Genomic DNA, 24,265 nt, shown 5'->3' on the forward strand with positions numbered 1-24,265 from the left:
GCCGGTTTCCTCACTCGACCGCGGGCGCGGTGGTATTACCCGCGGCGCTCGCGGCAGGATCGCCCGCTGCGTTGCCTTTGCCACTGCTGCCCTTGCCATGCGCCGGCAGCGTCTCATTCGCCTGCGGACCGTTAGCCGGCTCGTCGAGCCCGCCGCCCAAGGCCGTAACCAGCGACGCATGCGCACCCAGCCGCTCGGCCTGAATCTTCGCGACGCCTTCCTGTGCGCGCAGCAACTGGTTCTGCGCGACCAGCACGTTCAGATAATCGGTCAGGCCGCGCCGATAACCTTCGCGCGACAGATCGTAGTTCTTGCGGGCGGCGGCGACCGAGCGGTCCGCATCACCCGCCTGCGTGGCGAGCGAGCGGATCCGGATCACCTGATCGGACACGTCCTTCAACGCGCCCACGATCGACTGGTTATAGCGATCGACCGCTTCGTCGTAACCCGCCGACGCCGCGCCGAGTTGCGAGCGCAACCGGCCGCCGTCGAGAATCGGCAACGACAGCGCCGGCCCCGCGCTCCAGCTATGCGACGGGTTCTTCAGGAACTGGAACAGCGGCCCCATCGCCGCATAACCGCCGATCGATGCGAGCAGGTTGATGTCCGGATAGAAGTCGGCCTTGGCGACGTCGATGCCGCGCGCCTGCGCTGCCACGGTCCAGCGCGCCGCGACCACGTCTGGCCGATGGCCGATCAGATCGGCGGGCAAGCTGCTGGGCAGGCTGGCCGGCGCGGTATCCAGCGACAGCGTCGGACGCTGGATCGCATCGCCCGCGCCCGGACCTTTGCCGGCCAGCGCGGCCAACTGGTTGCGGCCGAGCGCGATCTGCTCGTCGAGCGCGTCGATCTGGCGGTCGTATTCCGGCAGCGGCGTTTCGGCCTGGCTCACGTCGAGCTGCGTGCCGATGCCACCCTTCAGCCGGCGGTTGGCGAGATCGACGATCTGCTGCTGCTGCTTCAGGGTCGCCTTGGCGATGTCGAGCAACGCGTAGTTCATCGACATCTCGATGTACGTGCGCACCACGTTGCCTTCCAGTTCGAGCTGGGCGGCGCGGGCATCCGCGGCGCTGGCGTGGGCGGCGTCGAGCGCGCGTTCGGCGGCGTTGCGGTCCTTGCCCCAGAGATCGAGGTGATACGACAGGCCCAGCGTGCCAGTGTTGTTCCACGATTGCTCGCCCGCGAGCGGACCCGGGCCGTAGTACACGTTGTCGGCCCACTTCTGACGCTGCACCGACAGGCTGCCGTTGACTTGCGGCGCCAGCGCCGAGCGCGCGACGCCCGCCATCGACATGGCCTCGCGTACGCGCGCCTGGGCGGCCGCGAGACTCGGATTGCCGGCCTGGGCGGCGGCGATCCATTCGTTGAGTTGCGGATCGTTATAGGCGCGCCACCAGTCGGCGGCGGGCCACTGGGCGTCCGCATCGGCGGCGCGGATCGCGTTGCCCACGTCGAGCGAGGAGGGCGTCACGCTGTTCGCTTGCGGAGCGATGCCTCCGGTACTTGCACAGCCGGCGATTGTTAATAGGATCGTAAGAACCGCGGCTGCGGCGATCCCTTTTTGTACCGGAGACTGCACGATTTCCTCCAAAATTGACTATAGAAGCATGTGCGTCATTATATTTTTTGATTGATTGGGGAATAACCTGTAAAGATGCAAGGCATTTTTACGGGATCTGAGACAATCGCCTTTGCGAATCATGTAACAATCGCTTCCGATAAAAGAGGAAGGTTATGGATACGCTTCAAAACATGCGCGTATTTGTCCGGGTGGTCGAAGCGGGCAGCTTTACAGGCGCCGCGCAGCACCTGAACACGACGACGGCCTACGCGTCGCGCGCGGTGTCCGATCTGGAAGCGCATCTGCGCACGCGTCTGTTGAACCGCACCACGCGCCGCATTGCGCTGACGGAAGCCGGTGAGCGCTACCTGCAACGCTGCGAACAGATCCTCGCCTACGTGGATCAGGCGGAAGCCGAGGCGGGCGACGCGCACGCGCGGCCTGCCGGCAAACTCAAGGTGCATGCCATGACGAGCTTCGGGCAGCACTATGTGGTGCCCGCCGTCGGCCTTTATCAGGAGCGCTATCCGGAGGTGCAGATCGAGCTGACGCTCGCGCAGCGCATGCCCGATCTGCTCGACGAAGGCTTCGACGTGTCGCTGACGCTCGCCACCACCGGCTTGCCGGATTCGGGGCTGGTGTCGCAACGGCTGGGCGGCGCGTTCAGCATTGTGTGCGCGTCGCCGGCTTATCTGGAGCGGCACGGCGTGCCGCAGACGCCCGCCGATCTCGCGCACCACACCTGCATGCAAATGGTGACGCCGGTGTTTCCTACGGACAAATGGACCTTCGATGGTCCGAACGGCGAGGAAACGGTCGCGCTGGGCTCGTCCCGGTTTCAGGTGAACGTGGCCGAAGCCATGGCGGTCGCGGTGAGCCGGGGCATGGGGGTCGGGCTGATTCCGATCTACTCGGCGATCAGCGGTTTGCGTAGCGGCAATCTCGTCTGGCTGTTGCCTGAATACACGTCGCAGGAAATGACGCTGTACGCGTTGTATCCGTCGCGCCAGTATCTGGACGCGAAAATCCGCACCTGGGTCGAATTTTTGCGCGACGAGCTGCCCGCCACGCTGGCCGCGGATCAGGAAGAGTTGCGGCAGTTTGCGCGTGCGTGAGCGGCTGTTACATAGCTGCCGCGCCGCAACATTTCCTTACTTCTGCCGTGCGGTCGATTTGCTAACGTGTCGTTCATGCGCTGCCGCTTCAGCCGGACGCGTTCAATTTCGCTGCTGTTCGGCAAATCGCACTAATCGAAGGACGAGGGATTCATGGATACGCATCTGATGATCGGCGTGGCCGTCATGTTTGGACTGATCGGGATCGCCGCATCGCGTGATCTGCTGCGCCGGCTGCGTGAGCAGCAGCCGCAATTGGCGCCGATCAAGGTCGAACGCGCGGATTTGCGGGCGCAGCGGCTCGATCGGTGAAATTCGCGGGCGGCTTTTGCACTGTGCCCGCGCATTGAGTCTTTCAGCTTTTCAATCCAGCGCTTCGATCAAACCCGGCTCGTCGTTGAGCGTGCGGTCCACGTCGTGACTTACGCGATGCCAGCGAAACCGCCCGGCGGCCAGGCCGCCCGTGCGCGCCAGTTGCTCCAGTTCATCGGCCGGTAAATCCGGGGCCAGCCAGCGGCGCGCCGCGTCCGGCCCGAACACCAGCGGGCGGCGGTCGTACACGTCGACCAGACCTGCGTCGGCGTTCGCCGTCACGATCACCAGACCCATGCCCTCCGTTTGCGGCTCCGTGCCGCGTACGCTCGATAGCGCCGCCAGATACATCGGCGCGGCGCTTTTCAGATGCACAAAGTAGGGTTGGCGCGGCGTCGCGTCGGTCTGTGCCATGTCGGGCGCGCTTTCGGCGCTTTCTGTCGAGGGTGCGGCTGCTTTGCGCCACTCGAACCAGCCGTCTGCCGGCACCAATACCCGGCCGGTTTTCCACAGATCTTTGAAATAGCGCGCGGTCGGCGCGGCGTCCGCACGCGCGTTGATCGTCTGCGGCAGATGCTGCTCGCGCGCCCAATCCGGGCAATAGCCCCAGTGGACCGGGCGCAGCGTTTGATCGGCAAAAATCGCGAGCGGATGCGTGCCCGGCGCGAGGTTATAGCCGGGGCGACGGTCGGCGGCATCGAACAGCATCAGCGGATCGGCGAGACCCAGATGCTGCGTGTAAAGGCGCGGATCGCGGTACTGGCTGATTCGACCACACATGAGCGACCTCCGGAGACGACCGGCTTGACGGACTAGATCTCGACAACCTTATTCCACCTGAACGCCGGATTTTCCCACTGTCCGGTGCGCCGGTCGAGGTAGCCGCGCGGGTTGCAGACCACGCGCGTGCCGTTCACGGTGTAGTCGAACGGCGTATGCGTGTGGCCATGAATCCATAGCGCGACCGGCGCGCGCACCAGTTCCGGCAAATGACTGACGAAGCCCGCCGACACGCGGTCTTGGGCATACCGCTCGGCGAGACTCAGCCGATGCGGCGCGTGATGCGTGACGACGATCGTCTTGCCGTCGAACGGTTTGGCCAGCTCGCTTTCGAGCCAACTGCGTGCCTGCTGGTGCAACGCCAGCGAATCGCGGGGCGTGAAGTCGCGCGGGGCGTCGTGCGTGTCGTGCGGCCAGTTCGTCTGGATCGGGCCGCGAAAGTCGAGCATGGTGCGGCGCGCGGCATCGATCGAATCGGCCAGTGTGGCGGGGTCCGCGCCATACAGCGCGAAGTCGGTCCATAAGGTGGTGCCGAGCACGCGCCATTGACCCTGCGGGTCGACCAGCGTGGCGTTGTTCAGCACATGCACGTTGTCGACCTGCGCGGCCGCGTCGTATAGCGCGGCGTCGAGCGCGCCGAATTCGCCGTCGTAGTACTCGTGATTGCCGGGCACGTAGATCACCGGCACGGCGCCGTCGAAAGTTTGCGCGGCCCAGCGCGGGCCGGCCGCGTGATTGTGGATGTCGCCCGCCAGCACGATCAGGTCGGCCTGAGCATGCGGAATCAGCTCGGGTTCGTCGTTCTCCAGATGCAGATCGGACAGCACTCGAATCTTCACGGCCACGACTCCTGCAAACGGCGCCGCCGGGGAGGGTGGCGGCCTGAGACGTTAGCGTAGCACCTTGCCCGGGTTCATCAGATTCAGCGGATCGAGCGCACGTTTTACAGCGCGCATCAATTGCACTTCGACGTCCTGTTTGTAGTGCATCGCTTCGTCGATCTTCAACTGGCCGAGCCCGTGTTCCGCGCTGATGCTGCCACGGTGCCGGTGCACGCTGTCGTAGACGATCTGGTTGATCGGGCTCTGGTACTGCTTGAGAAACACCTTCGCGTCGACACCCTCGGGCGCCTGCACGTTGTAGTGCAGATTACCGTCGCCGAGATGGCCGAAGGTCACCATGCGCACGCCGGGCACCGCCTGCGCGATCGCCGCATCGGTTTCCTCGATGAAATGGCCGATGCGCGAAATCGGCACCGCGATGTCGTGCTTGATGTTCAGACCTTCCTCGGCCTGGGCGAGCGGAATGTGTTCGCGCAGATTCCAGAACGCCCGCGATTGCGCGAGGTTTTCCGCGACCACGGCGTCCTGCACCAGGCCTTCTTCGAGCGCGGTTTCCATCAGACGCTCGAACAGCGCGCGTGCATGTTCTTCGCTTTCGCTGTCCGACAGTTCCAGCAGCACGACTTGCGCGTGCGTGTCGGCGAACGGATAGCGCATCTGCTCGAAATGCCGTCCGACCAGACGCAGGCAGAAATCCGACATCAGTTCGAAACCGGTCAGCAGAGGCCCGGCGATGCGTTGCGTAAGGGACAGGAAATCGAGCGCCGCATGCGGCGACGCGAGCGCGGCCAGCGCCGTGACCCGCGCGGCCGGCCGCGGATGCAGCTTGAGCACGGCGGCGGTGATGATGCCGAGCGTGCCTTCGGCGCCGATGAACAGATCGCGCAGATCGTAGCCGGTGTTGTCCTTGCGCAGTCCGCGCAGGCCGTCCCACAGTTCGCCTTGCGGCGTGACCACTTCGAGGCCGAGGCACAGTTCGCGCGTGTTGCCATAGCGCAGCACGCCGGTGCCGCCCGCGTTGGTGGCGAGATTGCCGCCGATCGTGCAACTGCCTTCGGCCGCGAGGCTCAACGGGAACAGGCGGCCGGCTTCTTCGGCGTGCTTCTGCACCTCGGCGAGGATCACGCCGGCTTCGACGGTGATCGTGTTGTTGTGCGGATCGATGTCGCGGATGCGATTCAACCGCCGCAAGCTGATAACCGCCTGCGCGCCGCTCGCGTCCGGCGTGGCGCCGCCGGCGAGGCCGGTGTTGCCGCCCTGCGGCACCAACGCAATGCGATGCTCGACGGCGAGTTTGACGAGCGCGGCGGCCTCATTCGCGGTGGCCGGGCAGAGCACCGCACAGGCCGTGCCGGTGTAGCGACGGCGCCAGTCGGTGAGGTACGGGGCGGTGTCGTGCGTGTCGGTCAGGACATGGGTTGCGCCGATGGCGTCACGGCAGGCGGCGAGGAAAGCGGTTTGGGTCATGTTGGTCGGTCAGCGGGTTCGGGGCGCGGAGATGGGTGACGGCGGGCGCTTTCTTTCTTTGTCAGGCGTTGGTGCCTGGCTGATTTTTGGCCTGTTCTTTCGCCTGCTTCACGGCTTGTTTCCCAGCCCGTTTCGCTGCGCGTTTGAACGGCGCGACATAGGCCAGTGTGCAGACAAAAAACACCGCGGCGAGTGCGACTTCGAGCCAGCCCAGGCGCGCGCTCAAACCACGGTCGCTCCAGCCGCGAACAATACCTTCCGCAAAATACAGCAGGATCAGCATCGACGCCCATTGCAGCGTGTAAAGCCGGCGCCGCCAGACGCCGGGCAACGCGAGCAGCAGCGGCACCGCCTTCAACACCATCGCCGAGCCGCCGGGGCGCAGCGGCGCGAGCCACCATTCCCACGCGACGGACAGCGCGATCAGCGCGATCAAGGCCGCCGTGGCGCCATAGGCGGCAGCGGTTTTTTGCGGCACGGGCAGCGAGCTTGCCGCAGAGGATGCGGGCATGGATGCGCCGCTCGCCTCGTCTACGGTCGACGTGCCGGCCGCCTGGGCATTCGGCTCGTTCACGGCCTGTCGCTCAGGGAAGCCGCCGCGCGCGCGACGCGTGCGCCGAGTGCGATGGCGAGGGTTCTTTCGTCGGCGGAGATGCCTTGTTCCGCCGTGCCCGCGCGGGCGAAATGCGACGCGCCGTACGGCGTGCCGCCGGTCTGCGTAGTGGACAGCACGCTCTCCGTGTACGGAATGCCGACGATCAGCATGCCGTGATGCAGCAGCGGCAGCATCATGGACAGCAGCGTGGATTCCTGACCGCCGTGCAGGCTGCCCGTGGACGTGAACACACAGCCCGGTTTGCCCGACAACGCGCCCGCGAGCCACTGCGGCGTGGTGCCGTCGAGAAAGTATTTGAGCGCGGCGGCCATGTTGCCGAACCGGGTGGGTGAACCGAGCGCCAGACCGGCGCATTCTTCGAGGTCGCGCAACTCGACGTAGGGCGGACCTTCGGCGGGAATATCCGGCTGCGTCGCTTCGCAGACGGCGGAAACCGCCGGCACCGTGCGCACGCGCGCCTGCATGCCGGGAACGCTGTCGACGCCGTGCGCGATCGCCAGCGCGAGCTCGCGCGTGGCGCCGTGACGGCTGTAATAGAGCACGAGAATGTCTTTCATAGGCCTCATCGGTGAACGGGTATTATAGGGGTTGGGTCCGCTGCAGAGGCCACTCATAGCCGTTCGGCCAGGTGCCGGGAATGGTCTGGCCAGGTGCTGATCCCGTCCTGCCTCGGTCCCTAAGCCTGGTCCCTAAGCACGGGCCAGAAACACGGGTTCACGAAGCAAGGAGGTGGGTTTGTTGTCCAGGGTGCGTTTCGATCTCGACACGCTCAAAAGGCTCGCGCAATTTGCCGCGCAGCGCAGCAGCGAAGACCGCATTCCGCAGGTGGCCGGCAGTCTCACGTTCACCACCATGCTCGCGCTCGTGCCGCTCGCCACGGTCGCGTTCGCGCTGTTCACCGCGTTCCCGATCTTCAGTTCGTTCCAGGAGTCGCTGCAGTTTTTCCTCGCCGACCACCTGATGCCCGCGCAACTGAACAGTCAGATTTTCAAGTATCTGAACCAGTTCGCTTCGAAGGCCAAGGGGCTCACCACGATCGGCATGATCCTGCTGTTCCTCACGGCCGTGATGACCATGATGACGGTCGAATCCGCGTTCAACGTGATCTGGCGCGTGCGCAAGGCGCGACCCATCGCGCAGCGCATTCTGGTCTATTGGGCAATCATCACGCTCGGCCCGTTGCTGATCGGCGTGAGCCTGTCGATTTCCTCGTACCTGTTCACGCAATCCATGACGTTCACGGCGGCCCAGCGCATCACGCCGCTGATCGAATGGGCGCTCGCGGGCGCCGCGCTGCCGCTCACGGCGCTGGCCTTCACGATTCTCTACGTCTATTTGCCGAACTGCCGGGTGGAGTGGCGCGACGCGGTGATCGGCGGCGTGACCGCGGCGATTGCGTTTGAACTCTCCAAGCGCGGCTTCGGCTATTACGTGCGCCGGATTCCGACCTACACCGCCGTGTACGGCGCCTTCGCAGCCGTGCCGTTGTTCCTGCTCTGGATGTACCTGTGCTGGTTCATCACGCTGGCCGGCGCCATGATCGCGTCTGCGTTACCGGCGATCCGCATCGGGCAGTTTCATCGGCCTACGTTCGAGGGCAGCGACCTGTTCGACTCGCTCGAACTACTCGCGCGGCTTTCGGAAGCACGCGACGCGGGCAAGCGCGGTTACACGGTGCCCGAGCTCTCGCGGATGCTTCGCCGCGATATGGACACCACGATCAACCTGCTGCAAAAGCTGGAGGAAATCGAGTGGATCGCGCGCTTGCAGGAGGACGGCATGCGTCCGCACTTCCTGCTGCTCGCCAACCCGGCGCAGATCACGGTGGAGCGCTTGTTCGACCTGTTCGTGATCGACCGCGCGGAGCTGGAGTATCAACTCGAACTCGACGCTACACGGGTGGATGGCGACACGCTGCTGTCCGCGCTGGATAACGACAAGCTGAAGAAGGTGACGCTCGCCGCTTTGTTGACGGCACGCGCGGCCGCTCGCGCGCAGCGTGCCGAAGACGGCGGAGAAAACGCGGCGTCGATGCCGCATCAGGCGGCTTGACGCGCCTTAGCGCAGCGCGTTTCCCCGCGGCATGACGAAGCACGGTGGCAAGGTGCCTATTTCAATCGCTACAGCGAAATCTTGCCGACGCAGATGTCCTTGAACATCACCCAATCGCCCATCAGGCTATAGACCGGGTGCCGGAAAGTAGCCGGCCGGTTCTTCTCGAAGAAGAAATGGCCGACCCACGCAAAGCCATATCCGCAGATCACCGCGGCCGGCAGCCATAGCCAGCCGCCGGTGGCGAGCGCCATCGCGAGACAGCCGATGACGCCGAGCGACCCCACGAAATGCAGCCGCCGCGAGACCGTATTGCGATGCTCGCTCAGATAGTACGGATAAAACTCCGCGAAACTCGCGAAGTGATCGGTGTGGGCGGTTTGAGCCATCACGGCCTCCGGATTTCTATGTTTCTCGACTCCGTGCCTGTCGCTTCCAGGATGCTTCGTTGCGCGCCGTCGGCATGCCCGGCGCGCCGTCGAAACAGGGCAGGCGTGACCCATTGTGCGGCCATTCGACTCATGCGCGCAACCTGGCCATTCGGCCAATGGCGCGCCGCTTCCGGCGCGCTTATCGTGATGGTTTTCGCCGCGACTATCGAGCGTCGCGAGGCGGTCGGGATGCGAAGCTGAAGAGGGCGTCGAGCGTGGCGTCGGGTTGCTCGGTCATCAAGGCGTGGCCGGCCTCCAGCGTGACGGTGTCGACCGCTACGCCCGCTTGCGCGAGCGCGTCGGCAAGCGCTTTGGCTGCGCGCGGCGGCGTCATTGCGTCGCGCCGGCCGACCACCACGCGGGCCGCGCAGCGCACCTGGGCGGCACGGGCGAGGCCATCCGTGTAGCTGTTGCAGGCGCTGAAGTCGGTGTGGAACAGATGGGCTTCGCCACGTGCCGACACGCGCTCCATCAGCCGCTGGTTCATGCCGTACAGCCAGAAGCCGGGGCCGGGGCACGAGGGTTTGGCGGCGAGCGTGGAATGCGACCATTCGTTGACCATGCCGATTGCTTCGGGTTCGCGATTTAGCGCGGCGTCGAGCAAGGTGTCGGAGACGGTCATCGGAATCGCCGTGGCGAGCAGCGCGAGGTGCGTCGCGCGCTCCGGGTAGCGGCCGGCGAAGTCGAGCGCGATCAGCGAGCCCATGCTGTGGCCGGCCACGAACGCGCGTTGCACGCCGGCGGCGTCGAGCAGCGCGGCGAGCCAGTCGGCCATGGCGGGCACGGAGGTGAGCGCGGGGCCGCTGCTGCGGCAGTGGCCGGGCAGGTCGACCGCCAGCACGCCGAAACCGTGGTGTGCGAAGTAGCGGCTTTGCAGGGCCCACACGCTATGGTCGTGTTCCGCACCGTGGATGAACACGGCGGTCGGCAAAGCGGCGTCGAACGGTTTGCCACCGGTGTACGCGTACGCGGGTTGGCCTTGAACGGTGAGGATCATGCGGACTCCGGGCGGGGTTGGTCGGCGGCGCTCGGCGCAGCGGCACGGCCGCCTGGCGCCGCGCTCGAACCGCTCGCTTTCTGCGCGGCCTTCAGCGCGCGCTTGAGGTCGTCGATCAGGTCGTCGGGATCTTCGAGGCCGATCGACAGCCGGATCGTGCCTTCCGTGATGCCCGCCGCGGCGAGCGCGGCGGCGTCCATGCGGAAGTGCGTCGTCGATGCCGGATGGATCACCAGCGAGCGTGCGTCGCCGACGTTCGCCAGGTGCGAGAACAGCGATAGCGCTTCGATAAAGCTGCTGCCGGCCGCGCGGCCACCGCGCAAATCGAAGCTGAACACGGCACCCGCGCCGCGCGGCAGCAGCCGTTTGGCGAGCGCGTGATCCGGATGCGTCGGCAACTCCGGGTAGGCGACCGCGTCGACCGCCGCGTGAGACACGAGAAAGTCGACCGCCCGGCGCGTATTGGCAATGTGCCGCTCCATCCGCAAAGGCAGCGTCTCGATGCCTTGCAGCAACTGCCACGCAGCCTGTGGATGCAGGCATGCGCCGAAGTCGCGCAGACCTTCGCGGCGTGCGCGCAGCAGGAACGGCGCGACCGTGCTTTCCTCGCTGAACACCATGCCGTGAAAGCCGTCGTAAGGCTCGGTGAATTCGGGGAAAAGTCCGGAGGCCTCGAAGTCGAAGGTGCCGCCATCCACCAGCACGCCGCCGATCGTCGTGCCGTGGCCGCCCAGAAACTTGGTCGCCGAGTGGTAAGCGAAGTCGGCGCCGTGCTCGAACGGTCTGAGCAGATACGGCGTGGTGAAGGTCGAGTCGACCAGCAGCGGCACGCGGTGCTCGTGCGCGATCTGCGCGACGGCCGCAATGTCGAGCACGTCGAGGCCCGGGTTGCCGAGCGTTTCGCCGAACAGCAGGCGCGTGTTCGGGCGCAGCGCGGCGCGCCACGCGTCGGTATCGCCGGGCTTGACGAAGGTCGTCTCGATGCCGAAGCGCCGCAACGTGTAATGCAGCAGGTTGTGCGAGCCGCCGTACAGCGCGCTGGAGGCGACGATATGGGCGCCCGCGCCCATCAGCGTGGCGATCGCCAGATGCAGGGCGGCCTGGCCGCTGGCCGTGCCGATCGCGCCCGCGCCGTTTTCGAGCGCGGCCACGCGCTCTTCGAATACGGCCACGGTCGGGTTCGAGATGCGGGAATAGACGTGGCCCGCACGCTCCATATTGAAGAGCGCCGCGGCGTGGTCGGAATCGCGGAACGAAAACGAGGTAGTCTGGTAGATCGGCGTGGCGCGCGCGCCGGTGGTCGGGTCGGGCGCGGCGCCGGCGTGCAGCGCAAGCGTATCGAAACGGTTGGCGGACATGCTGGGCGGCGAGGCCACGAACGGCCCCGCGAAAGGTGAAAGTGGCGGCCATCCTATCACCGGCGTCGGGCGCATCAAGCGCGGTTTTCCCGATGCGCCGACGCGGTCGTGGGTGGAGTTCGCCTGGGATTCGCGCGGATCCGGCGCGGCTTGCGCGCGGATTCAGCACGAATCGAGCACGGATTCAGCCGGGCGAACGCCCGTCGCGCCTTGGTGGGCGGCCCGCTTTCCTTTTATGGGCCTTTCCGCTAGGATCGAAAATCATTCATGCATTACCAGCTTAGCGGGTATCTCGGGAGACAGATCATGCGAGTCAGCGACATTCTTAAGGTTAAAGGCAACACCCTTTTCACGGTCACGCCGGACACCACGCTGCACGAAGCCGTCAACGCAATGGCCGAGCACGACATCGGCTCGCTGGTCGTGATGGAATACGGCGATCTGGTCGGCATGCTGACCTTCCGCGAAATCATCAATACGCTGAGCAAGAACGGCGGCAGCGTCGGCACCTCCACGATCCGCAAGGTCATGGACGACCACCCGCTCACCTGCACACCGGAAACGGACGTGAACGAAGTCCGCCGCATGATGCTCGAGCACCACGTGCGCTATCTGCCGGTACTGGAAAGCCGTACGCTGATGGGCGTGATCTCGTTCTACGACGTCGCCAAGGCCGTGGTTGAAGAGCAGGGTTTCGAGAACCGTATGCTCAAGGCCTATATCCGCGACTGGCCGGAAGAGCAGCAGGAACAACCCGCGCGTTAATGTGAGTTAGTGAGTTAATGCGCGGTGACTCACCGCGGCGCTCGGGCATTCGCTGTGAGCGGTTGCGGTGAGCGCGAATATACAGTCAGAGCGCGCGCGAAAGCGTGCGCTTTTTTTGTGCCCGGACTTGTGCTCAAGCCCGCCACCCTGTTGCTCTTTTAGCGTGCCCTTCGAACTTCATGAGCGATCGTCCGATACCTGCCGCCCGCCGCACCGCCCGCACCCACGAGGCGCACGAGTCCCAGTTCCGGCTGCTCAGTCAGCGCCGCTTCGCGCCGTTTTTCTGGACCCAGTTCCTCGGTGCGATGAACGACAACGTGTTCAAGATCGGTTTCACGTCGCTGGTCACGTATCAGGCGGCACGCTTTTCCGGTGTCGATCCGGCCACGGCGGCGTTCCTGATCTCGGCCATTTTCATTCTGCCGTTCGTGCTGCTGTCCGCCACCTCTGGCCAGATCGCCGACAAATACGACAAGGCGATGCTCACGCGCTTCGTCAAGACGTTCGAAATCGTCGTGATGCTGATCGGCGGAACGGGGTTCTGGCTGCATAGCGCGCCACTACTGTACCTGTGCACGTTTCTGATGGGCGTGCATTCAACCGTGTTCGGACCGGTCAAGTATTCGTACCTGCCGCAGCATCTGTCGAAGTCGGAACTGGTCGGCGGCAACGGCATGGTCGAGATGGGCACCTTCGTGGCGATCCTGATCGGCACGATTATCGGCGGCGCGGGTGCGGGTTTCGTCGAGCATGGCGCGGTGGTGCTGGCCTGCGCGTGCGTCGCAATCGCGGTGGTCGGGCGCTTCGTGTCGAACTACGTGCCGGTCACGCCGGCGGCGCAACCGGATTTGCGCATCAACTGGAATCCGGTCACCGAGACGTGGCGCAACCTGAAGCTGGCGCGCGAAAACCGCACCGTGTTTCTGAGCCTGCTGGGGATCTCCTGGCTGTGGTTCGTGGGCGCGACGTTTCTGTCGTCGTTTTTCAGCTTCGCGAAGAACGTGCTGTCCGCCAACCCGGACGTCGTGACCGTGCTGCTCGGCACGTTCTCGATCGGCATCGGCCTCGGTTCGCTGATGTGCGAAAAACTCTCGAAGCGGCGCATTGAAATCGGTCTGGTGCCGCTCGGCTCGATCGGTATGAGCGTGTTTGCGATCGATCTGTTTTTTGCCAGCCACGCGCTGCCGCTGGCCGGCCATCTGCTGAGCGTCGGCGAGTTTCTCGCGCAGCCCGCCCACTGGCGCGTGCTGGCCGATCTGTTCCTGCTCGCCATGTTCGGCGGCTTCTACAGCGTGCCGTTGTACGCGCTGATCCAGAGCCGCAGCCAGCCGAGCCACCGCGCGCGGATCATTGCGGCGAACAATATTCTGAACTCGCTGTTCATGATTCTTTCGTCGCTGATGGCGGTCGGGCTGACCTCGGCCGGCTTCAGTATTCCGGCGCTTTTCCTGATCACCGCGCTGCTGAATATCGTGGTGGCGACCTACATTTACTCGCTGGTGCCGGAGTTTCTGCTGCGCTTCGTCGCGTGGGTGCTCGTGCATACGTTCTATCGGATCCGGCTCGTGCATGCCGAACGGATTCCGGAAGAGGGCGCGGCGGTGCTCGTTTGCAATCACGTGAGCTTCGTCGACGCGATCGTCATCATGGCCGAAAGCCCGCGGCCGATCCGTTTCGTGATGGATCACCAGATCTTCAAATCGCCGTTCGCCGGCTGGGTGTTCCGTCATGCGAAGGCGATTCCGATCGCGCCGGCCCATCAGGATCCGGAATTGTTGACGCGTGCCTACGAACGTTGCGCGCAGGCGCTGGCCGAGGGCGATCTGGTTTGCATCTTCCCGGAAGGCAAGCTCACCAAGACCGGCGACATGAATCCGTTCCGTCATGGCGTGACCGAGATCATCAAGCGCACGCCCGCACCGGTTGTGCCGATGGCGCTGCGCGGGCTGTGGGGCAGCGTGTTTTCGCGCGCCAACGACGCGCGCTGGCCGCGGCCGGTTCAAAAGGGCGTGATGAGCCGGTTGACGCTCGCGGTGGGCGAGCCGATCGACCCGGAATTAGCGACGCCTGAGTTGCTGCAGCAGGTCGTGACCGAGCTGCGCGGGGCGCGGAAGTAGCGGGTGGATCGGGCGCGCCGCTCCCAGGCGGCCTCGCCCGGCACTTGTCCAGAAGGCCTATAGCGAACCTGCGCCACCGCCTGGCCCCTAACGGGCTGGCATAATAGTGCCTTCCCCGCATTTCTTTGGACGACGCCCATGTCCGGCAACACGCTCGGTACGCTTTTCACTGTCACGACCTTCGGCGAATCGCACGGCCCGGCTATCGGCTGCGTGATCGACGGCTGCCCTCCGGGCATGGCGCTCAGCGAAGCCGACATCCAGCTCGAACTCGACCGCCGCAAGCCCGGCACGTCGCGCCACGTCACGCAGCGCCAGGAAGAAGACAAGGTCGAGATCCTGTCGGGCGTGTTCGAAGGCCAGACCACCGGCGCGCCGATCGCGCTGCTGATCCGCAATACGGACCAGCGCAGCAAAGACTACGGCAACATTGTCGATACGTTCCGTCCGGGCCACGCCGACTACACCTACTGGCAAAAATACGGCATTCGCGACTATCGCGGCGGCGGCCGTTCGTCGGCGCGTCTGACCGCCCCCACGGTCGCGGCGGGCGCGGTGGCGAAGAAGTGGCTGCGCGAAAAGTTCGGCGTCGAGATTCGTGGCTACATGGCCGCGCTCGGCGAGATCGACGTGCCGTTCGTCGACTGGACGCACGTGCGCGAGAACCCGTTCTTCGTGCCGAACGCCGACATCGTGCCGCAGCTCGAGGAGTACATGGACGCGCTGCGTAAAGACGGCGATTCGATCGGCGCGCGCATCAACGTCGTGGCGTCCGGCGTGCCGGTCGGCCTCGGCGAGCCGCTGTTCGACCGTCTCGACGCCGACATCGCGCATGCCATGATGGGCATCAACGCGGTCAAGGGCGTGGAGATCGGCGCGGGCTTCGCGAGCGTCGCGCAACGCGGTTCGGTGCATGGCGACGAACTGACGCCGGAAGGCTTCGTCGGCAATCACGCGGGCGGTGTGCTCGGCGGCATTTCGACCGGGCAGGACATTACCGTGTCGATCGCGATCAAGCCGACGTCGAGCATTCGCACGCCGCGTCGCTCGATCGACAAAGCCGGGCAGCCGGCCGTCGTCGAAACGTTCGGGCGGCATGACCCGTGCGTCGGCATTCGCGCCACGCCGATCGCCGAATCGATGCTTGCGCTGGTGCTGATCGATCACGCGCTGCGGCATCGCGCGCAATGCGGCGATGTTGCTGTCAGCACGCCGAAGATCGCTGCCAGCGCGCCGTAACAGGTGCGCGGGTTGAGCAGCTTCGTTGCGTCGTAAGAACGTGCGCGCGGTGTCGTCGTCATGACCGATCTGGCTATCGATCCGGCTCACAACCCTCTGGCCGGCCTGCGCAGTCGCGTTGCCGCGCCGGACGCCACCACCGGCGACTGCTGCGCGCTCGGCCAGCTGTTGCTGCAACACGCCGGTCGCGACAAAGACCGCCAACGCGAGGCGCTTGCCGCGCTGGTGCGTGCCTATCGGCTCGATCCTTCCTGCGACCCCACGCTGCTTCACACGATCGCGCAGACCGCCTTCGTGCTGCGCGATTGGTCTTTGACCGACGCCGCCGCCCAACTGCTCCTGTCCCACAACGCCGACGACGCCAACGCGCTGATCTGGCGCGCCGCCGCCGTCCAGCAGCGCGACGATTTCGCCTTGGCGGAGCAGTTGTTGCGCGAGGCGGTGCGCGTCGTGCCCGGCAATCCGGTGACCCTTCACAAGCTGGCGTTGTGCGTCAAGGAACAGGCGCGTTTCGCCGAAGCGGAAGCGTTGCTCAGGCAGGTGCTGACGTTATCGCCGGATAACGCGCACGCGTTGTTCGATCTGTCGGAGCTGGAAATCCGCACAGGTCGTTTCGCCGATGGCTGGGCGCACTACGAATCACGCGTCGGGTTCGGCGGCGAGCTGAATAACGCGCAGCAGGCGCTCGCGTCGATCAGCGCACATTGGCAGGGCGAATCGCTGGCGGGCAAGACGCTGGTGGTCTATGGCGAGCAAGGCAACGGCGACTGCCTGTGGGCGGTGCGTTTTCTGCCGCACCTCGCCGAGCGGGTGCGGCGCGAGGGCGGCCGGGTGATCTTCGGTCACGACGGACCGTTGCGGCATCTATTCGAACGCATCCTGCCTGCCGATTTGCCGCTCGAAACGAGTCTGGACACACGGCCCGACTTCCATTGCGGATTAATGAGTTTGCCGCTGCGGCTCGGCGTGTTCGACGCAACGGGATGGGGCCGGCCGTATCTGAGCGCCGATCCGACGCATGTCCAGGCTTGGCGCGAGCGCGTCGACGCACACGTCACGGGGACACACGCTCATCGCAAAGTCGGTCTGGTGTGGAACGGCAATCCCGATCATATCCGCGACGTGCGGCGCTCGGTGCCGGTGGCGCAACTCGAGCCGCTGCTGAACGTGCCGGGCGTAAGCTATTTCGCGTTGTCGCCGGGACGCGGCGAGACGGTCGCGCAATGGCGGGAGAAGGGGCTGGATGTGGTCGATATGACCGGTCATTTTCAGTCCGGATTCGACGACGTGGCTGCGCTGCTGGCAAATCTGGATCTGGTGCTGACGATCGACAGCGGGCCCGCGCATCTGGCCGGCGCACTCGGTGTGCCGACCTGTCTGATGATCGATCACGTGTCCGCGTGGTTTTGGGGCGATGAATCGTCGGCGACGCCCTGGTACGATTCGATTGAGCTGGTTCGACAACCTGCGGTCGGCGATTGGACGCCGGTTGTGGCGCACGTGCGGGAACGGATCGTGGCGCTGGTGCGGAATTGAAATTCGCCTTCGCAACGCGCGACCTGCTGTCGACGCGCCGCGAAGGCAAATGCACAGCCATTACATATTCGGGTAGTTCGGCCCGCCGCCACCCTCAGGCGTGACCCACACGATGTTCTGCGTCGGGTCCTTGATATCGCACGTCTTGCAGTGCACGCAGTTCTGCGCGTTGATCACCAGACGCTCGCCGCCGTCGTCGTTCTTGACGAACTCATACACGGCCGCCGGGCAGTAACGCGCTTCCGGACCGGCATAGGTCTGCCAGTTCACGTTCACCGGCACCGACGGATCTTTCAGCGTCAGGTGAGCCGGCTGGTTCTCTTCGTGATTGGTGTTCGAGATGAACACCGACGAGAGCCGGTCGAACGTCAGCTTGCCGTCCGGTTTCGGATACGTGATCGGCTTGCACTGCGACGCCGGCTTCAGCATCTCGTGATCGGAATGCTGGTGATGCAGCGTCCAGGGCACATTGCCGCCCAGGACCTTCTGCTCGAGACCGACCATGAGCGTGCCGAGATATAGGCCCTTGCTCATCCATTGCTTGAAATTGCGCGCGCGATGCAGCTCAGTGTGCAGCCAAGACGTCTTGAAGGCTTCCGGATAGGCCGTGAGTTCGTCGCTTGTGCGTCCCGCCTGCACGGCTTCGAACGCAGCGTCGGCGGCCAGCATGCCGGTCTTGATCGCCGCATGCGAGCCCTTGATCCGCGATGCATTCAGGAAGCCCGCATCGTCGCCTACTAGCGCGCCGCCCGGGAACACCAGCTTCGGCAGCGACATCAGACCACCTGCGGTGATCGCCCGCGCACCGTACGACACGCGCTTGCCACCTTCCAGGATCGCACGGATCGCCGGATGTGTCTTGTAGCGCTGGAATTCTTCAAACGGCGACAGATACGGATTCGTATAACCCAGGCCGACCACGAAGCCCACCATCACCTGGTTGTTGTCCATGTGATACAGGAACGAGCCGCCGTACGTGTCGTTTTCAAGCGGCCAGCCGGCAGTGTGCATCACCAGACCCGGCTTGTGCTTGCTCGGATCGATTTCCCACAGTTCCTTGATGCCGATACCGTAGACCTGCGGATCGACGCCTTCGCGCAGCTTGAACCGGTCGTTCAGCTGACGGCCCAGATGGCCGCGCGCGCCTTCGCAGAACAGCGTGTATTTGGCATGCAACTCCATGCCGAGCTGGAAGTTCTCGGTCGGCTCGCCGTCCTTGCCGATGCCCAGATTGCCGGTCGCCACGCCCTTGACCGAGCCATCGTCGTTGTAAAGGATTTCAGCGGCCGGAAAGCCCGGGAAAATCTCGACGCCCAGCGCCTCGGCCTGCTGACCCAGCCAGCGCGTCACGTTCGCGAGGCTGATCACGTAGTTGCCGTGATTCTTGAAGTTGTCCGGCAGCGCCCAGACCGGCACGTTTTTCGAGCCGGTTTCGCTCAGGAACAGGAATTTGTCTTCGCTCACCGCCACGTCGAGCGGCGCGCCTTTTTCTTTCCAGTCCGGAATCAGTTCGGTGATTGCGCGCGGATCCATCACCGCGCCCGACAGGATATGCGCCCCGATCTCCGAGCCTTTTTCCAGCACGCACACGCCCAGCTCGACGCTCTTTTCCGCCGCCAGCTGCTTCAGGCGGATCGCTGCGGACAGGCCAGCCGGGCCGCCGCCGACGATCACGACGTCGTATTCCATCGACTCGCGTGGACCGTATTGCTCAATGAGACTTGCGGGGGTCATTGATGCTCCTCTTACCGTTAGAATGCTTTTTTCGGGTTCGTATTGTGGGCGATGCATCCCCGCACTGCAACCGGATGAGCAGAGATTAGCACGATCGTTCTATTTATGTGATACGGTACCGACCCGTAGCGACGGTCTTACCGCACCTGTCAACCGCAGTTGCAATTACAACCGAACAAGGGAACGACAATGGGCCGTTCGATCAATCTGGAAGGCAAGGTCGCGCTGATCACCGGCGCTTCGAGCGGGTTGGGAAAGCGCTTTGCTCAGGTATTGTCGCAGGCGGGCGCCAAGGTCGTGCTGGCGAGCCGGCGCACCGAGCGGTTGAAGGAACTGCGCGCCGAGATCGAGGCGTCCGGCGGCGCGGCGCATGTGGTGTCGCTCGACGTGACCGATTACCAGAGCATCAAGTCGGCGGTCGCTCACGCGGAGACCGAAGCGGGCACCATCGACATTCTGGTGAACAACTCGGGCGTGTCGACCACGCAGAAGCTGTCGGAAGTCACGCCGGCCGACTTCGAATACGTGTTCGATACGAACACGCGCGGCGCATTTTTCGTCGCGCAGGAAGTCGCCAAACGCATGATCATGCGCGGCAACAACGCGCAGAATCCGTCGTACCGGATCATCAACATCGCGTCGATGGCGGGCCTGCGCGTGCTGCCGCAGATCGGCCTGTACTCGATGAGCAAGGCCGCCGTCGTCCATATGACGAAAGCCATGGCGCTGGAGTGGGGCAAGCACGGCATCAACGTGAACGCGATCTGTCCGGGGTATATCGACACGGAGATCAATCACCACCACTGGTCGACCGAGCAGGGGCAGAAGCTGGTGTCGATGTTGCCGCGTCATCGCGTCGGCAAGCCGGACGATCTGGACGGGCTCCTGCTGCTGCTGGCGGCCGACGAGTCGCAGTTCATCAACGGCTCGGTGATCGCCGCCGACGACGGCTTCGGGCTGGCCTGATTTGAGTCCACTTTAACTTTAAGAAGCAGGTAGAACGGAAGTACGATGAGCGATTTTCACGCAGTCTTTGAGATGTCCATGCCGATCCGTTGGGGCGACATGGACGCATTCGGCCATGTGAACAACACGGTCTATTTCCGCTACATGGAGCAGGTGCGGATCTCCTGGTTCGAACAGATGGGTCTGGCGGGCAGCAATGCCGACGGGCAGGGCCCGGTGATCGTCAACGCGTCGATGGAGTTTCTCAAGCAACTGCATTATCCCGGCGACGTGATCGGCCGGATGACGGTGGCCACGCCTGGCCGCAGCAGCTTCGACACCGGCTTCGAGCTGGTGCGCGCCGACGATCCGAACACCGTCTATGCGCGCGGCGCCGCGCGCTGCGTGTGGATCGATTACGCGGCGGCGAAGTCGGTGCCGGTGCCCGATCTGCTGCGTGCGACGATCGAGCGCGCCGCGCTGGTCAAGGCGGCTTGATAAGCGTGGTTGATGAGGCGGCCGATAAAGCGGGCCGCCCGTCCACACCTCAATGCCCGAGCAAGCGCTGCAATAGCTCGGTCGCATTCCCCGTATCGTATTTGCGCATCAGCCGCGCCCGGTAGACATCCACGGTGCGCGGGCTGATATCCAGCACGCGGCCGATCTGCTTGCTGGTTTTTCCGGTCACCAGTTGCGCGGCGATCTCCCGTTCGCGCGGCGTCAATTCGACCGCCACGCGGCGCGTCGCGCTCAAATCCTCGAACGTCCACACGCCCGCCGCATGCGCGTCTGCGCGTTGCTGCGCGCGGCCCGTCACGTGGCACCAGAACAGTTCGCCGTTGGCGCGTTTCATGATGCGGTCGTCGGCGTAGCTGCCCTGCGCGGTCATGATCGGCGGAATGCGTGCGCCGATCCGCTCGAATTCGTCCGTCGACGGATACAGCACCTGAAACGACTGGCCGAGCAGCGCCTCGCGCGGGCAGCCGAAAATCGACGCCAGCTCGTCATTACAGTCTTCGATCACCCGTTCGCGCGACAGCACGAGGCCGATCGGCGCGAGTTGAAAAGCGGTTTGATAGTCGAGGGCGGGCATGAGTTGGCGGCAAGTACTTATGTATTTTTGCGTATTGTGCCGCATGGCGCGCCCAGCGTACTCTTTCGGGCACATGACAACGCGGTGCAAGCGTCTGGAGCGAGTCTTTGCGCATAACACCGGCCAAGCCGGGCGCACGGCCTGCTACGGATGACTAGAATGACGTGTCGGGCGCGAGCTCGCAGAACGTCATACCAGCCGCAACGAACCTGATTCGGGTTTCCATAAAGGAAGGGACATACTGATGAACAAGGTCTATCCAGGCGCCGCCGAGGCGCTGAAAGACATCGTCAAGGACGGGCAGACGTTTGCCGTCGGCGGCTTCGGGCTGTGCGGCATTCCGGAGGCGCTGATCGCGGCGCTGCGCGATTCGAAGGTGCAGGGCATCACCTGTATCAGCAACAACGCGGGCGTCGACGGTTTCGGCCTCGGTCTGCTACTCGAAACGCGCCAGGTGAAGAAGATGATCTCGTCGTATGTGGGCGAGAACAAGGAGTTCGAGCGCCAGTATCTGGCAGGCGAACTCGAGCTCGAATTCACGCCGCAAGGCACGCTGGCTGAAAAGCTGCGCGCGGGCGGTTCGGGCATTCCGGCGTTCTTCACCAATACCGGCTACGGCACGCTGATCGCCGAAGGCAAGGAAACCCGCCAGTTCGGCGAGAACCACTACGTGCTCGAACACTCCCTGACCGCAGACGTCGCGCTCGTCAAGGCATGGAAGGCCGACAAGTCCGGCAACCTGATCTACCGCCGCACCGCGCGCAACTTCAACCCGATGTGCGCGATGGCCGGCAAGATCACGGTCGCGGAAGTCGAGGAGATCGTCGAAGTGGGCGAGCTCGATCCGGACGCGATCCATACGCCCGGCATCTTCGTTCAGCGCATTGTGCTCAATGCGACTCCGGAAAAACGCATCGAACAACGCGTCGTCCGCGCGAAAGGAGCCTGATCATGGCATGGACTCGTGACGAAATGGCCGCACGCGCGGCGAAGGAATTGCAGGACGGTTTCTATGTGAACCTCGGCATCGGCCTGCCGACGCTGGTGGCGAATCACGTGCCGGCCGGCGTCGAAGTCTGGCTGCAGTCGGAAAACGGCCTGCTCGGCATCGGCCCGTCGCCGACCGAAGAGGAAGTGGACGCCGACCTGATCAACGCCGGCAAGCAGACGGTGACCACGCTGCCGGGCTCGTCGATTTTCTCGTCGGCGGATTCGTTCGCGATGATTCGCGGCGGCCACATCAACCTGGCAATTCTGGGCGCAATGCAGATCAGCAAGAAGGGCGATCTGGCGAACTGGATGATCCCGGGCAAGATGATCAAGGGCATGGGCGGCGCGATGGATCTGGTGGCGGGCGTCAAACGCGTGGTCGTGCTGATGGAGCACGTTGCGAAGGGCGACCAGCACAAGATTCTCGACGAATGCACGCTGCCGCTGACGGGCGTGGCGGTGGTCGATCAGATCATCACCGACCTCGGCGTGATCGAGGTGACGGAAGCCGGGCTGAAGCTGACCGAACTGGCGCCGGGCGTGAGCGTCGAGGAAATTCAGGCGAAGACCGGTGCGCCGCTCGATGTGAGCGCGGTGAGTTGAGTGGTGGGCTGGGCGGTGCGCTTTGCAGTGAGATGTAAAGCGCGGCGCGAGGCGGGTTGAGATTCTGTCTCTGACTCGGTGCGCCGCCGGTGCTGCGACCGGCCAGTGTGATTGCAAGGCGGGCGAGGCGTGTGCCTCGCCCGCTTTTGTTTGTGCGCGGCGGATCCGGGTCTGAGGTTGTCCTATGCCGTTTGGCCGATCCTTGTCGCATGGCAAAGCGGTTTACAATCCCTTGAGGATTGGATGCCTTATCGGCCCGTGCTGTGCCGGGCTGAATCCGCAGTGCTTTTGCAAGGAGCCCCGATGACCGCACCAACGTCCGCTTTCAACGCCGAGCCAGCCGTTCCGCGCCAACGTTATGTGCAGTGCGCCAGCCCCGCGGGGTTGCACCGCGTTGCGTACACCGAATGGGGCGATCCGGCCAATCCACGCGTGCTGGTATGCGTGCATGGCTTGACGCGCTCGGGGCGTGACTTCGATCGTCTCGCGGCGCAATTCGCCAACACTTACCGTGTGGTGTGTCCGGACGTGGCGGGGCGAGGCTTGTCATCATGGCTTGCCAACCCCAACTTCTATAGCGTGCCGCAGTATGTGGCCGACATGGTCACGCTGATCGCGCGCCTGAACGTCGAAACGGTCGACTGGTTCGGCACCTCGATGGGCGGTCTGATCGGCATGGCGCTCGCCGGTCTGCCCGAGACGCCGATTCGCAAGCTGTTGCTGAACGACGTCGGTCCGCATCTCGAACCGGTGGCCGTGCAGCGTATCGGCGACTACCTCGGCAAGCCCGTGCGTTTCGACACGCTGCAACAAGGCGTCGACTACGCGGCATTGCTCGCGAAAACTTTCGGTCCGCTCACGCCGGACGAATGGCGCGAAATCAACACGCCGCTGCTGCACGAAAAAGACGGCGCATGGCTCATGCGCTACGACCCGCGCATTGCCGAGCCATTTGCCGCGATTACCGAAGAGGCGGCCAAACTCGGCGAGGCCGTGCTGTGGCGTTCTCTGGCGGCTTTTCAGGGGCCGGTGCTGGTGGTGCGCGGCGAGCAGTCCGATTTGTTGTCGCGTGAAACCGTCACGCAGATGACCGAGACTGGGGCCGCCGTGTCGAGCGTGGAAATTGCCGGTGTCGGGCATGCGCCGGCGTTTCTGTCGGCCGATCAGATCGACGTTGCGCGGCAGTTCTTCATCGGGCGGGCGGCCGACGCGTCATAATATGCAGTTCCGCGTGGCGTCCGATTCGGGCGTTATGCAGGGGCGTCATGCGGAAAGCATCTCCGATCAATTTTTAACCCAACTCAGGATTCTTCATGGCAGTCATTCGTCATCACGTCGGCAAGCGCCTCTCCGAAATCGCCGTGCATAACGGCACGGTGTACCTCGCAGGCCAGATCGCCGAAGACGCGGATCAGGACATCACGGGTCAGACGCGCGAAGTGCTCGGCCACATAGACCGTCTGCTGGGTGAGGTGAACAGCGACAAGTCGCAGTTGCTGTCGGTGCAGATCTATATCTCGGACATGGTGCACTTCGCCGGCATGAACGCCGTGTGGGACGAGTGGGTTGCACAAGGCGACACGCCGCCGCGCGCTACCGTCGAAGCCAAGCTCGCGAACCCGAAGTGCCTCGTCGAAATCGTCGTGGTCGCAGCGCAGCGCGACTAAGCCGCGCGCAGCCGTCGTTGTCGTTCACCTTCCGTTGATTCGTCT

General features: G+C 64.4%; 24 protein-coding genes. 13 read left to right on the forward strand and 11 right to left on the reverse strand.

All coding sequences use genetic code 11. The annotated features are described in order from the left end of the window. Window positions 1-10: 10 nt before the first annotated feature. A complete protein-coding gene (locus GGD40_RS19105; RefSeq protein WP_373565300.1) occupies window positions 11-1,579 on the reverse strand; it encodes an efflux transporter outer membrane subunit in 1,569 nt (522 codons plus the stop codon). Window positions 1,580-1,734: 155 nt separating this feature from the next. On the opposite strand from GGD40_RS19105, the gene GGD40_RS19110 reads away from it, so the two are divergent. Together GGD40_RS19110 and GGD40_RS19115 are read left to right on the forward strand one after the other, a co-directional pair. After that, window positions 1,735-2,676, forward strand: coding sequence for a LysR family transcriptional regulator (locus GGD40_RS19110; protein ID WP_179703627.1), 942 nt, complete (start codon window positions 1,735-1,737; stop codon window positions 2,674-2,676). 153 nt (window positions 2,677-2,829) lie between these two features. Next, on the forward strand, window positions 2,830-2,988 hold the full coding sequence (locus GGD40_RS19115; RefSeq protein ID WP_179703628.1) for a hypothetical protein: 159 nt from the start codon (window positions 2,830-2,832) through the stop codon (window positions 2,986-2,988). Window positions 2,989-3,039: 51 nt separating this feature from the next. Here the strand turns inward: GGD40_RS19115 and GGD40_RS19120 are convergent, their stop codons facing one another. The 5 genes from GGD40_RS19120 to wrbA all read right to left on the reverse strand — a co-directional run bounded on the left by GGD40_RS19120 (window position 3,040) and on the right by wrbA (window position 7,250). Then, window positions 3,040-3,768, reverse strand: a complete 729-nt coding sequence (locus GGD40_RS19120; protein ID WP_179744558.1) for an SOS response-associated peptidase — start codon at window positions 3,766-3,768, stop codon at window positions 3,040-3,042. 32 nt (window positions 3,769-3,800) lie between these two features. After that, window positions 3,801-4,607 carry a metallophosphoesterase gene (locus tag GGD40_RS19125; protein WP_179703630.1) on the reverse strand — a complete coding sequence of 269 codons (807 nt, stop codon included), beginning with the start codon at window positions 4,605-4,607 and terminating at the stop codon, window positions 3,801-3,803. 51 nt (window positions 4,608-4,658) lie between these two features. Further along, window positions 4,659-6,077, reverse strand: a complete 1,419-nt coding sequence (locus GGD40_RS19130; protein WP_179703631.1) for an FAD-binding oxidoreductase — start codon at window positions 6,075-6,077, stop codon at window positions 4,659-4,661. A gap of 61 nt (window positions 6,078-6,138) precedes the next feature. Continuing rightward, window positions 6,139-6,588 (reverse strand): DUF2069 domain-containing protein, encoded by a 450-nt coding sequence (locus GGD40_RS19135; RefSeq protein WP_179744976.1) that lies wholly within the window; start codon window positions 6,586-6,588, stop codon window positions 6,139-6,141. 59 nt (window positions 6,589-6,647) lie between these two features. Then, window positions 6,648-7,250, reverse strand: coding sequence for an NAD(P)H:quinone oxidoreductase (gene wrbA / locus GGD40_RS19140; RefSeq protein WP_179744559.1), 603 nt, complete (start codon window positions 7,248-7,250; stop codon window positions 6,648-6,650). Window positions 7,251-7,428: 178 nt separating this feature from the next. Here wrbA and GGD40_RS19145 point away from each other — a divergent pair, with 178 nt between their 5' ends. Continuing rightward, window positions 7,429-8,745 carry a YihY family inner membrane protein gene (locus GGD40_RS19145; RefSeq protein WP_179703633.1) on the forward strand — a complete coding sequence of 439 codons (1,317 nt, stop codon included), beginning with the start codon at window positions 7,429-7,431 and terminating at the stop codon, window positions 8,743-8,745. A gap of 68 nt (window positions 8,746-8,813) precedes the next feature. Here the strand turns inward: GGD40_RS19145 and GGD40_RS19150 are convergent, their stop codons facing one another. The 3 genes from GGD40_RS19150 to GGD40_RS19160 form a co-directional block, all read right to left on the reverse strand. After that, complete coding sequence (locus GGD40_RS19150; RefSeq protein WP_111935476.1) at window positions 8,814-9,134, reverse strand: Mpo1-like protein; 321 nt, start codon at window positions 9,132-9,134, stop codon at window positions 8,814-8,816. Between the two features lie 205 nt (window positions 9,135-9,339). Then, on the reverse strand, window positions 9,340-10,173 hold the full coding sequence (locus tag GGD40_RS19155; RefSeq protein ID WP_179744560.1) for an alpha/beta fold hydrolase: 834 nt from the start codon (window positions 10,171-10,173) through the stop codon (window positions 9,340-9,342). After that, entirely contained in the window at window positions 10,170-11,531 is a 1,362-nt protein-coding gene (locus GGD40_RS19160) for an O-acetylhomoserine aminocarboxypropyltransferase (RefSeq protein ID WP_179744561.1), read from the reverse strand. Before GGD40_RS19160 ends, GGD40_RS19155 begins: the two co-directional genes overlap by 4 nt. A 306-nt stretch (window positions 11,532-11,837) precedes the next feature. Between GGD40_RS19160 and GGD40_RS19165 the strand changes: the two genes are divergently transcribed. From GGD40_RS19165 to GGD40_RS19180, 4 genes are all read left to right on the forward strand, one after another. Continuing rightward, window positions 11,838-12,296, forward strand: a complete 459-nt coding sequence (locus GGD40_RS19165) for a CBS domain-containing protein (protein WP_035546952.1) — start codon at window positions 11,838-11,840, stop codon at window positions 12,294-12,296. 179 nt (window positions 12,297-12,475) lie between these two features. Next, window positions 12,476-14,413 (forward strand): MFS transporter, encoded by a 1,938-nt coding sequence (locus GGD40_RS19170; RefSeq protein WP_179744562.1) that lies wholly within the window; start codon window positions 12,476-12,478, stop codon window positions 14,411-14,413. Window positions 14,414-14,551: 138 nt separating this feature from the next. Beyond that, window positions 14,552-15,652: a chorismate synthase gene (gene aroC, locus GGD40_RS19175; RefSeq protein ID WP_179703636.1), complete on the forward strand. Its 1,101-nt coding sequence runs from the start codon at window positions 14,552-14,554 to the stop codon at window positions 15,650-15,652. A 60-nt stretch (window positions 15,653-15,712) separates the two neighbouring features. Further along, on the forward strand, window positions 15,713-17,188 hold the full coding sequence (locus GGD40_RS19180; RefSeq protein ID WP_179744563.1) for a tetratricopeptide repeat protein: 1,476 nt from the start codon (window positions 15,713-15,715) through the stop codon (window positions 17,186-17,188). Window positions 17,189-17,248: 60 nt separating this feature from the next. Here GGD40_RS19180 and GGD40_RS19185 read toward each other — a convergent pair whose 3' ends face one another. Continuing rightward, window positions 17,249-18,922: an electron transfer flavoprotein-ubiquinone oxidoreductase gene (locus GGD40_RS19185; protein ID WP_179703638.1), complete on the reverse strand. Its 1,674-nt coding sequence runs from the start codon at window positions 18,920-18,922 to the stop codon at window positions 17,249-17,251. A 189-nt stretch (window positions 18,923-19,111) separates the two neighbouring features. Between GGD40_RS19185 and GGD40_RS19190 the strand changes: the two genes are divergently transcribed. Beyond that, window positions 19,112-19,888, forward strand: coding sequence for an SDR family oxidoreductase (locus GGD40_RS19190; RefSeq protein ID WP_035546940.1), 777 nt, complete (start codon window positions 19,112-19,114; stop codon window positions 19,886-19,888). 45 nt (window positions 19,889-19,933) lie between these two features. After that, window positions 19,934-20,365, forward strand: coding sequence for an acyl-CoA thioesterase (locus GGD40_RS19195; RefSeq protein ID WP_035546938.1), 432 nt, complete (start codon window positions 19,934-19,936; stop codon window positions 20,363-20,365). A 49-nt stretch (window positions 20,366-20,414) separates the two neighbouring features. On the opposite strand, the gene GGD40_RS19200 is transcribed toward GGD40_RS19195, so the two are convergent. Further along, window positions 20,415-20,960 (reverse strand): LuxR C-terminal-related transcriptional regulator, encoded by a 546-nt coding sequence (locus tag GGD40_RS19200; protein ID WP_179703640.1) that lies wholly within the window; start codon window positions 20,958-20,960, stop codon window positions 20,415-20,417. A gap of 244 nt (window positions 20,961-21,204) precedes the next feature. Here GGD40_RS19200 and GGD40_RS19205 point away from each other — a divergent pair, with 244 nt between their 5' ends. The 4 genes from GGD40_RS19205 (at window position 21,205) to GGD40_RS19220 (ending at window position 24,220) form a co-directional block, all read left to right on the forward strand. Then, the gene (locus GGD40_RS19205) at window positions 21,205-21,909 is read left to right on the forward strand and encodes a CoA transferase subunit A (protein ID WP_105506696.1); all 705 of its coding nucleotides are present in this window, start codon (window positions 21,205-21,207) and stop codon (window positions 21,907-21,909) included. A 2-nt stretch (window positions 21,910-21,911) separates the two neighbouring features. After that, a complete protein-coding gene (locus tag GGD40_RS19210) occupies window positions 21,912-22,553 on the forward strand; it encodes a CoA transferase subunit B (protein WP_179703641.1) in 642 nt (213 codons plus the stop codon). A 303-nt stretch (window positions 22,554-22,856) separates the two neighbouring features. Continuing rightward, window positions 22,857-23,771: an alpha/beta fold hydrolase gene (locus GGD40_RS19215; protein ID WP_179744564.1), complete on the forward strand. Its 915-nt coding sequence runs from the start codon at window positions 22,857-22,859 to the stop codon at window positions 23,769-23,771. 95 nt (window positions 23,772-23,866) lie between these two features. After that, a complete protein-coding gene (locus GGD40_RS19220) occupies window positions 23,867-24,220 on the forward strand; it encodes a RidA family protein (RefSeq protein ID WP_179703643.1) in 354 nt (117 codons plus the stop codon). Window positions 24,221-24,265: the final 45 nt, after the last annotated feature.

Source organism: Paraburkholderia bryophila, assembly GCF_013409255.1.
GTDB lineage: Bacteria > Pseudomonadota > Gammaproteobacteria > Burkholderiales > Burkholderiaceae > Paraburkholderia.